The following is an 11,554-nucleotide window of genomic DNA, read 5'->3' on the forward strand; positions in this document are numbered from 1 at the left end:
TGCTAGTCCAGGGGCGTACACATGTTCGATCCCTCGATGGAGTGAAGCACATGTCACGTTCCCTTCCGGGCATGAACCATTTAGGCTCCGGGCACGTCCTCATGAACAACCCGGCAATCCAGCCGGCGGGACGCCCCACCAAGACAAGCCAGCAACGCGAAACCGTAAAGCGACGCAATACGGCTCATTCGCCGCCAACCGGCAACAGACAACCACTCCGGAAGACCTTCGGAAGAAGTTTCAAGGAAAAGCCACGAGCGGGAACGTTTTCGGCCTGGTTGGATGTTGACCCTGGTACGACAGCTCGTCGAGCTAGAGAAGAGGCGACGTGACTACTGTTCTGACCCCCGCGAGCCCCCTGACGGCCGCTGACCGATGCGACCGCTGCGGCGCCCAGGCATATCTGCGCGTTCTCCTGGCCAGCGGCGGCGAACTGCTCTTCTGCGCCCACCACGGTCGCAAGTTCGAGCCCGAGCTCAAGAAGATCGCCGCGGAAATACAGGATGAGACGGACCGGCTGACGGTCACGCCTGCGTCCACAGAGGACGACGAACGCTGACGCCCTGAGAGCGTCCACGACGAGCCGAGGACCGGAGCCAGACCGGTCGACGGGCGGTGTCCCCCGGGTGTGCGGGGAACACCGCCCGTTCTCGCACCCGAACACCCCCGCCCCCCTCGCTTCCCTCGCCCCCTTGGGCGGCATGGCCGCTCGCCTAGCCTCCTTGGGCGGCGGAGGCGGAACGGGCGGGCAAGGGGGCGGCCCCTCTCGCTCCGGGCCCACCCCGGAGCACCCCCGCCCCACCCCGGCGCCGCCCGCACCTTGCAAGCCCCGCCAAGGGGCCCACACGCCCCACCACCGCCCGTTCAGCCCCACCCCGCCCACCGGGACCCTTTCGGACCCGATCGGCCCCCTGAGCACCACCGCACGAGCCCTCAGCCCCTCGGCCCCTCAGACCTGCCCTCCCAGCGCCCCCTCCAGCGCCGACACCCGCGTGTACACCCCAGGGCTCTCCGCCTGCCCACACCCACTCCCCCACGACACGAGCCCGATCAGCCGCCCCCGCGCCACCAGCGGCCCCCCGCTGTCGCCCTGACAGGCGTCGTGACCCCCCTCCGGATCCCCCGCACACAGCATCGTGGCCGGAAGATACGTTCCGTCGAGATTGCCGGGATACGCCCGTACGCACGCCGCGTCGGGCAGCACCCGCACCCGTGTGGCCCGCAGCGACGTCGCGTACGCCCCGCCCCCCGTGGTGTCGCCCCAGCCGTAGACCGTGGCCCCCGTCCCCGGATCGGTCAGGCCGCCGTCCGCCGTGGCCAGCCGGATCACGTACGCATCGGGCAGTGCCGCCGCCAGGGTGAGCACGGCCACGTCCCCGGAGTTCGACACCGGGTCGTACGAGGGGTTCACCCATACCTTCTGCACGGCGACCTCCCGCCCGCCGGACCCGCGCAGCTCCCCGCGCCCCGCGATGACCTTCAGGTCCGGCACCTCGTTCAGCGGTACGCCGAGCACGTCCCGGCCCAGGCAGTGCGCCGCGGTCACGACCTTGGTCGGCGCCACCACCACTCCCCCGCAGAACTGTCCCGCCCGCGTACCTCCGAATCGGTCACGGCTGGCCACCGCCACCGCCCACGGGCTGTCCGCCGCCTTCACGGTCTGGCCCCCTATGACCACGCCGTCGGCGGCTGCCGTTCCGGGCGCCGCGAGGGGCAGCCCGGCCATGGCAGCGGTCAGGGCGAGGGCCCCCGTCAGCGATCTGGTGCTGGGTCGACGCATACGTCCTCCTGACTCAGGGGTGAACTCCGCACACCCAGAGTCATCCAGCCCAGAACGCCCCGCACCCTCGCGCCGCCTGCCCGAGGCGATCCCCCCGCCCCCGCGCACGGCCCGCACCCGGACGTGCAGCGGGCCCGGACCCCGTACGCGAACGCACGCGAGGGACCCGGGCCCGGAGGCGGTCTTCGCACGTCAGTCCAGGTAGTCGCGCAGCACCTGCGAGCGCGAGGGATGGCGCAGCTTGGACATCGTCTTGGACTCGATCTGGCGGATGCGCTCACGCGTCACGCCGTAGACCTTGCCGATCTCGTCGAGGGTCTTCGGCTGGCCGTCGGTGAGGCCGAAGCGCATGGACACGACACCGGCCTCGCGCTCGGACAGGGTGTCGAGGACCGAGTGGAGCTGCTCCTGGAGGAGCGTGAAGCTCACCGCGTCGGCCGGGACCACGGCCTCCGAGTCCTCGATGAGGTCGCCGAACTCGCTGTCGCCGTCCTCGCCCAGCGGCGTGTGCAGCGAGATCGGCTCGCGGCCGTACTTCTGGACCTCGACGACCTTCTCGGGGGTCATGTCGAGTTCCTTGGCCAGCTCCTCCGGGGTGGGCTCGCGGCCCAGGTCCTGGAGCATCTGGCGCTGGACGCGGGCCAGCTTGTTGATGACCTCGACCATGTGCACCGGGATGCGGATGGTGCGCGCCTGGTCGGCCATCGCGCGGGTGATCGCCTGGCGGATCCACCACGTCGCGTACGTCGAGAACTTGTAGCCCTTGGTGTAGTCGAACTTCTCGACGGCGCGGATCAGACCGAGGTTGCCCTCCTGGATGAGGTCCAGGAACAGCATGCCGCGGCCCGTGTAGCGCTTGGCGAGGGAGACGACCAGACGGAGGTTGGCCTCCAGGAGGTGGTTCTTGGCGCGCCCCCCGTCCTGGGCGATGATCTCCAGCTCGCGCTTGAGCTTGGGGGCGAGCTTGTCGGAGTTGGCGAGCTTGTCCTCGGCGAACAGGCCCGCCTCGATGCGCTTGGCGAGCTCGACCTCCTGCTCCGCGTTGAGGAGGGGGACCTTGCCGATCTGCTTGAGGTAGTCCTTGACCGGGTCGGCGGTGGCACCGGCGACCGCGACCTGCTGCGCGGGGGCGTCGTCCTCGTCGTCGTCGGAGAGCACGAACCCCTTCGACTCGCCGCTCTCGCCGCCCTCAGCGCTCTCCTCGTCGTCGCCCGCCTTGGCCCGGGTCTCCTCGGCCGGCTCGTCGCCGTCCGCGGACTCGTCCTTCTTGGCCGTGGACTTCCTCGCCGCGGTCTTCTTGGTGGTGGTCTTCTTCGCCGTGGCCTTCTTGGCCGTCGTCTTCTTCGCGGCGGCCTTCCCGGCCGGGGCGGCGGCCTCGTCGACGACGACGTCGACGGAGTCCGCGACGGGCGCGGCGGCGGCAACTGTCTTGGGGGCGGCGGCACTTGCCGCGAAGGTCCGGGGCACGGTCCGCTGGACCGGGCTCTTCTGCACCGGGCTCTTCGCCGCAACGCTCTTGCGGGCGCGCTTCGGCGGCTCCGCGGCAGTGACCATCAGCATCACACCCTCTTCCTCAAGGATCTGGTTGAGGCTGCGCAGGACGTTCTTCCACTGGGTCGGCGGAATCCGGTCAGCCTCGAATGCCCGACGCACGTCGTCGCCGGCGATCTGCCCATCAGCCTTTCCCCGCTCGATGAGCGCCAACACAGACTCGGACTCGGCGATCTCCGGCGGGAGCGTACGGGATGTGCTGGCCGACACGAACAACCTCTCGGAACGATGGAAATGGCGTCCGGCCCCGCCCGCTGAAGGGCCTGAGCCGACGACCACCGGCTGGGGAGACGCACCGGCGGACCGGGCGAGAACCGGGAACCGTCTGCGATGCCGCGAGCGGCCTCCGCATTCCCTCCTCGGCTGTCACCTCTTAGGTCATCGCGGGATCCGACGGAGTGTTACGCCTCAATCTTGGTGGCCCGAGTCACAGGCGGGCGCGGTGAACGCCCGCACAGGGGGCGGGTGCCCACAACCGTGTCGCCGAACCCGAGGGGTCCGGCGACACGGTGGGAAGTGCGGCCGCGCACGGCGCGGCAGGTGAAGTGCTGTCTGCGGTACGGAGAAGGAGCGGCCGGGGCGGGGTCGCGTCAGTGCTCGCGCGGAGCCGGAACGACGCGCTCCACCTCCGGGTGGACGGTGAGGAGTTGGCGCATCGCGGCCTCGGCCCCGGAACCGTCGCCCGCCGCGAGCGCGTCGGCGATCCGGGCGTGGTGGGAGAGGGAGACATCGGTGGGGCGGTCGCAGCCGAAGATCGGCCCGCCGGACACCTGAAGGGCCGAGGAGACGATGCCGGAGAGGTGCTCCAGCATGCGGTTGCCGGCGAGCTGGATGAGCAGGGAGTGGAATTCGGCATCGGCCCTGGAGAAGGTGAGGGAGTCGCCCTGGGCGAGGGCGTGCCCCATGATCTCCACCATGTCGCCGATGCGCTGCTGCACGTCGTCGCGCCCGTGCCCGGCGGCGAGCCTGGCCGCGAGCGGCTCGATCGTCCAGCGCAGTTCCGCGAGTTCGCGCCGCTGGTCGTCGCGCTGGGGGCCGAAGGCACGCCATTCGATGATGTCGGGGTCGAGCAGGTTCCAGTCGCTGACCGGTCGGACCCTGGTGCCCACATTGGGGCGCGCACTGACCAGACCCTTGGCCTCCAGGACGCGGAGCGACTCGCGGACAACGGTGCGGGACACCTCGAACCGCTGGCCGATCTCCTCCGGCACGAGCGGGCGGTCGGCACCGAGGTCGCCGGAAACGATCATCTGGCCGAGCTGCTGGACGAGTTGGCCGTGCAGCCCGCGGCCACGGTTGCCCGCCGCGCGGCGACCGACCCGGCCGAGGTCGGATTCGGGACTGTCCCAGCCGAGGGGACCGACGCGATCGGCGCCGGACACCTCCGCGTAGGGGTAGCGGTCGAGGTCGCCGGGACCGGCGAGACCTGAGTCGACGGAACGGGCGGCGGTCATCATGGTGTGCGCAAGGGTACTCACGGATGAGTTGTCGGCGTACGGCTCCTGCCCCTTGAGGTCTTTGGTGAAAAGCACACGAAAGGGTGATCACCGCCCCCTCTCCAATTGACGCCTTATCGGAAAGAAATGGGCGTCCTAGGGGGAGTTGCGGGCGATGTGACGCCTCATCGTCAGGATGCGGTCACCAACGGGCCTTGCGGCGAAGGCCGGTGAGCAGATACGTGCACAGGAGCACAGGGAGCGACAACGCCAGGGCCGCGCCGACGGGTTGGGCGAGGAGCCGCATCGTGGCCAGCAGCAACTGGTCCGCCTCGGCCGGAATCCCGATCCAGATCAGCTCCCGCAGCCTGCCCGGGAGTCCGACCATCGAACGCGCTGCCGGGCCGGTGAGCAGGTGCTGCACGGCGGGGGCGACGACGACCGGCACCGCGAGCACGGCGGCCAACCCCGCCGCGGCGACCCGGAAGACCCCCGCGCCCAGCAGTCCGGCCCAGGCACAGCCGACGCACAGCGCGGCCCAACTCGCGGCTCTGGCGGGCAGACCCGGGGGAAGAGCGGTCGGCTCGGCGCCGTACAGGAGACGGAGCAGGAGCAGATTGACCGCGATCGTCAGTACGGCGAGGAGGAGGGCGAGGCCCGCGGAGACGGCGAGTTTGGCGAGGAGCAGGCCCAGGCGGCGGGGCGAGGTGCCGCGCGAGGCGGCGAGCGCCGGGTAGCGGAACTCGTCACCGAAGGAGAGCGCGCCGAGCAGTCCCGCCGCGAAGGCCGCGGGCGGCAGGGGCAGCAACGCGGGCCACGCGGCCAGCGCGGTCGGCAGGGGTGTGCCTCCGGTGTGTACGAGGAGGAGGGCCAGGGCGGCGGAGACGGCGAGGGCGGCGACGGTGACGAGGGTGGTGCTGCGGGTGCTGAAGGTGCGGCGGAGTTCGTAGCGCAGGGGGCGCAGCGGACTGCGGAGGGGGCGCAGGGGGGTGGGAAGTGCGGGTACGGCCTCCGGGTTCCGTGCGGGCGTGGGGGCCGACGGGGCGCCAGAGGTCTCCGTAACTGTGGAGGCTGATGAGGAGTCAGGGGTCGGTGCGGCGGGAGCTGCCGGGTCGGGTGCGGGAATGTTACGGGGCCCCATGTCACCGATCTCGTCGGCCAGTTGATGGAGGAGTACGCCGTGCCGGAAGGCGGTGTCGCCGACCTCGGCGCAGGTACTGCCGTACACGGAGAGGCGGTTGCCCTCCTCGGGGACCACTTCCACGGAGCGCCGCGCCACCCGGGCCTCCTTGTTCAGGAGGGCGCCGAGCCGGACGGCCTGTGGGGTGCGGACGGCGACGCGGGGGCGCAGGCGGGTGCGGGCGAAGTCGGCCACCGCCTGGTCCGCGACGAGGCGGCCCTCGTCCAGGGTGACGACGCGGTCGGCGGTGCGGGCGGCCTCCTTGGAGTCGTCGGTGGCGTAGAGGACGGTGCCGCCGTGGGCGGCGTGTGCGCGCAGGAGTCCGAAGAGCCAGCTGCTGTCGCGGGGGGAGAGTCCTGCGGCGGGCTCGTCGAGGAGGAGGGTGTGCGGGTCGGCGAGGAGCGCGGAGGCGAGGCCGAGGCGGCGGTCCATGCCGAGGGAGAGGCTGCCGAGGCGCTGCCCGGCGAGTTCGGTGAGGCCGACGACGTCGAGGAGGGAGTCGGCGCGCGAGGCGGGTACTCCGGCGGCGGCGCACAGCATGCGGAGCTGACCGCGGGCGGTGCGCGAGGGGTTGCCGGGAACGTCGCCGAGCAGGGCGCCCACTTCGCGGGCCGGATGGGCGACGCGGTGCAGGGGCCGGCCCCGGAAGTAGGTGACACCACGGCCCTGTTCGAGGCCGAGCATGAGGCGCAGCGCGGTGGTCTTCCCCGAGCCGGGGGCGCCGAGCAGGGCGGTGACGGAGCCGGGCCGGGCCTCGAAGGTCAGGTCGTCCACGGCGGGCGGACGGCCCCGGCGGGGCGTGCTGGTGAGTCCGATGGCCTGGAGCATCGCTTCCCTCGCGTCTCGTGCGTCTCCCGCGACGTCCTCGGCTCCCCGCGGTGGAGGGAACGCTCGGCGGCTGAGGCGGGTACCGCAGCAACATAACGCGACATTTAGGGCTTTTCGCGGAAGCCCAGGCGGCATCGGGCCTCGGGACGCGGAAACCTCAGACTTCGGGACGCAGCATCGGCGGATTGAGCACGGTCGCGCCGCCCGCCCTGAACAGCTGTGCGGGGCGACCGCCCTGACGGGTCGTCGTGCCGCCCGAGGGGACGAGGAAGCCCGGGGTGCCGGTCACCTTGCGGTGGAAGTTGCGCGGGTCGAGCGCCACCCCCCACACCGCCTCGTACACCCTGCGCAGCTCGCCGACCGTGAACTCCGGGGGGCAGAAGGCGGTGGCGAGCGAGGAGTACTCGATCTTCGAGCGGGCCCGCTCGACGCCGTCGGCGAGGATCTGCGCATGGTCGAAGGCGAGCGGAACCGTCTGCTCCTCGTCCCTGCCGAACACGTCCTCGCGGCCGAGCAGGGCTTCCACCGATGCCCACCGGGCGCTGTTGGCGTCACCGCCCGCCCGGGGGGCGGGGAGGTCGGGGGCGAGCGCGAGGTGGGCGACGCTCACGACCCGCATCCGGGGGTCTCGCGCGGGATCTCCGTAAGTGGCGAGCTGTTCCAGATGGGCCCCCTTGCCGAGGGCGGTGGCCGGGGATTCCTTGGCCGACTGTCCGGGGGCGCCGTGCGGAGCGACGGAGGCCGGAGGTGCGGTCGAGGCGGGGCGGGAGGGCCCGGCCGACACCCCTGACGCGGCGTGCACCGAGGGCGCGGAGGGGGCCGTCGGAGTGGACAGGGCGATCAGCCCGGTCTCCTCGACCAGCTCGCGGGCCGCAGCTGTCGCGAGGTCCTCGTCCTCCCTGACGAAACCGCCGGGCAGCGCCCACCGCCCCTGGAACGGCGGCTCCCCCCGGCGGACGACCAGGGCACAGAGCGCGTGTCGGCGCACGGTGAGCACGGCCAGATCCACGGTGACGGCGAAGGGCGGGAAGGCCGACGGATCGTAGGGGGACATGCGGCGATCATAGTCGTCTGCCTGACGATAAACAGTCCCTTCGCCGGTCAAGGTCACATCGCCTGTCATGATCCGTTCGCCCGTCACGGTCGTCTCGCCGGTCATGATCCGTTCGCCGGTCAGGGACGCCTCGTCAGTCATGATCCGTTCGCCTGTCACGGTCCTCTCCCCGGTCACGGTCACACTCCGAGCTGGAGTCCGTCGGCGGCCTCCTCGACCATGCCGAGGCCGAGCCTGCTGACCCTGGCGGCGAAGGGCTCGCCCGCGACCCGCAGCCCCGAGAGCTGGAGGGCTCCCAGCGGCGCACTGCTGAGGGCGGCCAGCCGGACGGTTCCGGCGGGGGCGTCGGGACGGATGCCCACGACGGTGGCGAGCAGGTGGACCGCGGCGGCGGCCGACACCGCCGCCGGACGGCACGCCGCCGGGTGCGGCAGGGGCGAGCTGTCGGCGGTGCGCTGTTCCCCCGCGTACATCTCCGGGAGCCGGTACCCGAAGACCTGCGCCGCGTCGAGCAGTCCGCGCAGCAGCGAGCCCGCTTCCCTCTCGTACCCGGCGGCGGCCAGTCCGGAGACGGCGACCGCCGTCTCGTGCACCCGGACCGCGCCGCTGCGGTGGCCGAACGGGTTGTGCCCGACCTCCTTGGCGCCGAGGCCCCGCAGCCCCCAGCCCGAGTCCATGGACGGACTGCCGAGCAGCCGGGCCAGCTGCTCGGTCTGCACCTTGTCGAGCAGTCCTGGGGCCGAACGTCCCGCGCCCAGCAGGCCGGTGTCCAGGAGGTGCGCGGTGCCGCTGCCGAGGTACGGGACGGCCCGGCCGTCCGGGGCCAGGGCGGCGGGCGGGCGGCCGCCGGCCCGGTCCTCGATCCAGAAGTCCTCGCGGAAGGCACGGCGCAGCGCCGTGGCCCAGTCCCGCCAGTGGGCGGCTCCGGGCCGCCCGCAGGACTCCAGCAGGTCCGCGCCGAGCAGTGCCGCCCGGTGTGCGTGCGCCTGGGTCTCGGCGCGCCGCAGGCCGAGGGGTCCCGGGTCGCGGAGGTACACGTCGTCCCCCACGACGGTCCGCAGCCAGTCGAGGCAGCGTTCCGCGGCGGGCAGCAGCTCCGCGAGGTCCTGCTCGGGCATCCCCCAGCGCCGGGCCTCGGCGAGCACCACGGGGAAGGCGAGCGTGGCCTCGACGCCGGTGCACCCGGGAGGCAGGTGCGGTCCGGCGTCGCGGAACGGGCCGGGGATGCGGCCGTTGCCGCCCGCCTGGGTGCGGGCGAGCGTGCGCAGCGTCGCCGCGGCGAGCCGGGTGCCGAGCGGGAGCGCCATGCGGACCGCCCAGAGCGCTTCCGCCGGAGCGAGCCCGCAGCGCCAGGGGACGCCCGCCGCCGGGTAGACGTCGGACGGGTGGGCGGGGTCGCGCATCAGGAGGGACCTGAGGTCGTCGACGCCGGTCCGCAGCAGTTCCCGCACCCGGGGGTCGTCGCCCTCCGCGCTCACCTCGGGGAGGGGGCAGCCGCCGGTCTTCCCGGCGGAGCGCACGGCCCTTTCGGACCTCACCCGCAGTTCCACCGTGCGGGAACCGCCCGGCGGCAGTTCCATCTCCCAGCGCAGCAGCCCGGCCGAGGCGAGGGCGTCGCCGGGAGGCGGGTCGGCGGTCACCACGGAGTGGACGGTGCCCGCCGTCCAGCGCAGGCCGGAGTCGTGGACGCTGGCGGGCAGTTCGGGGCCGGGGCGGCCCGCTCCGATGGCCCCCAGGTCGGCGAGGTCGGTGGCGAGGGTGATCTCGACCGGGACCCTGAGCGGTCGGGGCGCGGAGCTGCGCAGGGTGATCCGCTCGGAGCCGTCGGCGGTCCTGACCCGCTCCACCATGATCCCCGGGTCGGGACCGCCGTCTCCCTGCGTACGGACGACGGCCACGAACCTGGCCCGGTCCGCGGCGACCGACCGGCCCTGGACGGCCACCGGTTCGCGGCCCGCCACCCGCAGCACGCAGCGGGAGAGCAGCCTTCGGCCCGACTGGTAGAAGCCGTCGAGCCCGTGTCCGGTGAGCTGCCCGTGGTCGGCGGAGAGCGCCAGGGAGGGCAGGTCCACGCAGACGATCATCGCGTGTGCGGCGGGCAGCACGGCGGGCGCACCGCCTCCGGGGGCACCGCCCGGGGCGGAGCCCTGTGGGGTGCGCCGGGGCGCCGGGGGCGTGCCGCGGGCTGCGGAGGACGGCGGGACGGTGAGGGCCATGCGGTGCCTTCTCTGCGCTCCGGAGGGTGGCGTCGGATGTGGCGACGCGGTGAAAGCGGTGCCGCCACTCAGGTGAACGGCGCGGCGGGCGGCGGGGTCACGGCCGACCGGGCACCAGCCCTTCATCGCCCGCTCCGCGTGCCGCGCCGCGTGCGGTGCGGCGCCTCCCGACGCCCGGCCCCGGCGGTCCCGCTCCGGGCCCCCTTCGGAGACCGGGGCACCGGTCGCCCCGCTCCCCGCGCGGTGGCTTCCGTACCGGATCCGGCGGGCCGTACGGCACGTCCGGAGCCCGCTGACGCGCCGGTCCGCCGGGACCGCCCCTTGCGCTCCCGGCGCAGGCAGGCGCGCAACTGCTCCGGATCGAGCCCCTGGTTGCATGCCTGGTGGAGGAGTTGGGCGAAGGTGTAGTGCTCGTCGACCCCGAGGGCCAGGCCGAGCGCCACCCTGGCTTCCGGTTCGTCGCCTGTGGACCAGGCGACCCAGCCCGCGAGAGTGAGCGGCGGGGCCGCATAGGTGCGGTACGGGCCCGTGCACCGTCGGCAGAGCAGCCGCCACAGCCTCAGCGCGGGGGCCGCTTCCGGTCCCTCCATCCACTCCGCCACCAGGTCACGGGTCTCCCGGTCCTGGAGGCCGACGAGAACGGCGGCCGCTTCCTCGTCACTGACCAGGGCGTCGTCGGCGCTGTCGGCGTCCAGCCAGGAGCTGCGGGGCGGAGCGGTCCGCCCCAGGCGGCGGACGAGGGTCCTGGCCAGGGTGAGCGTCTGCCTGCCGACCTCTTCGCGGCCCGTCTCCGCGAGGATGCGGGGCATCACCGCGCTGCCCGCGTCGTCGAGGGCCCGGACCGTCGCTCGCACGCTCTCGGGCGTCGTCGCGCCGGGTGCGTACCTGGCCTCCATCTCCCGCAGCGTCCCCCGCACCTGGATTCCCGCGTACGCGGCGGCAGCGGCCATTACCGACGTGCCGGGCAGGGCAAGGCCCGTTCCCTCGGGCGGACAGCAGCGCCGGTCGGGGCAGCAGTACGACCAGAAGCGGCCGTCCGAGATGCAGAGGGCTTCGAGGACGGGCACCTCCAGGGTTCCGCAGGCGGTGCGCAGCCGCTGGGCGAAGGCACGCAGCCGTTCCATCACCTGTCGGCCGGTCTGTCCCTCCCCCGGGTCCTGGCAGAGGAAGACGACGACGCCTTCGGGACGGCTGCCGTGCCGTTCGCTGTTGGCCGTCAGGCATTCGGCGAGGTGGGTGGCGACCGGGGCCCATTCCTGGGGGGACTTCGGGATGCCGACCCTGAGCCGTCCACCGAACCGGCCCCGGGGCCCGTGCAGCGCCACGAGGACCACGGAGTCGGTGGGATGGAACCCCAGCAAGTACGGGAGGGAGTCGGCGAGTTGGGCGGGGCCGCGGAGCGTGACCTGCTGCTCCTCGCCCGGTTCGGCGGAGGCGTTGGAGGGGGAGGCGTTGGCCACGCCCGCCGACATGTCCGCGGGGGAGCCGTGGGTGAGATCGCGATTACCG

General features: G+C 73.0%; 8 protein-coding genes. 1 reads left to right on the forward strand and 7 read right to left on the reverse strand.

The genetic code is table 11. From position 1 onward, the window contains the following. Positions 1-328 precede the first annotated feature (328 nt). Complete coding sequence (locus tag OG897_RS20070; RefSeq protein ID WP_266658577.1) at positions 329-559, forward strand: hypothetical protein; 231 nt, start codon at positions 329-331, stop codon at positions 557-559. A 390-nt stretch (positions 560-949) separates the two neighbouring features. On the opposite strand, the gene OG897_RS20075 is transcribed toward OG897_RS20070, so the two are convergent. The 7 genes from OG897_RS20075 to OG897_RS20105 form a co-directional block, all read right to left on the reverse strand. After that, positions 950-1,780 (reverse strand): trypsin-like serine protease, encoded by an 831-nt coding sequence (locus OG897_RS20075; protein WP_266658578.1) that lies wholly within the window; start codon positions 1,778-1,780, stop codon positions 950-952. A gap of 192 nt (positions 1,781-1,972) precedes the next feature. Then, on the reverse strand, positions 1,973-3,541 hold the full coding sequence (locus OG897_RS20080; protein WP_266658579.1) for an RNA polymerase sigma factor: 1,569 nt from the start codon (positions 3,539-3,541) through the stop codon (positions 1,973-1,975). Between the two features lie 380 nt (positions 3,542-3,921). After that, a complete protein-coding gene (locus tag OG897_RS20085) occupies positions 3,922-4,809 on the reverse strand; it encodes a FadR/GntR family transcriptional regulator (RefSeq protein ID WP_266658580.1) in 888 nt (295 codons plus the stop codon). Between the two features lie 160 nt (positions 4,810-4,969). Beyond that, positions 4,970-6,775 (reverse strand): ATP-binding cassette domain-containing protein, encoded by a 1,806-nt coding sequence (locus OG897_RS20090; protein ID WP_266658581.1) that lies wholly within the window; start codon positions 6,773-6,775, stop codon positions 4,970-4,972. A 157-nt stretch (positions 6,776-6,932) separates the two neighbouring features. Further along, complete coding sequence (locus OG897_RS20095) at positions 6,933-7,829, reverse strand: NUDIX domain-containing protein (protein WP_266658582.1); 897 nt, start codon at positions 7,827-7,829, stop codon at positions 6,933-6,935. Positions 7,830-8,008: 179 nt separating this feature from the next. Further along, positions 8,009-9,913 carry a glycogen debranching N-terminal domain-containing protein gene (locus OG897_RS20100; protein ID WP_266660339.1) on the reverse strand — a complete coding sequence of 635 codons (1,905 nt, stop codon included), beginning with the start codon at positions 9,911-9,913 and terminating at the stop codon, positions 8,009-8,011. 254 nt (positions 9,914-10,167) lie between these two features. Continuing rightward, positions 10,168-11,517 carry a DUF4192 domain-containing protein gene (locus OG897_RS20105; protein WP_266660341.1) on the reverse strand — a complete coding sequence of 450 codons (1,350 nt, stop codon included), beginning with the start codon at positions 11,515-11,517 and terminating at the stop codon, positions 10,168-10,170. Positions 11,518-11,554: the final 37 nt, after the last annotated feature.

It is taken from the genome of Streptomyces sp. NBC_00237 (assembly GCF_026342435.1).
Classification (GTDB): Bacteria; Actinomycetota; Actinomycetes; order Streptomycetales; family Streptomycetaceae; genus Streptomyces.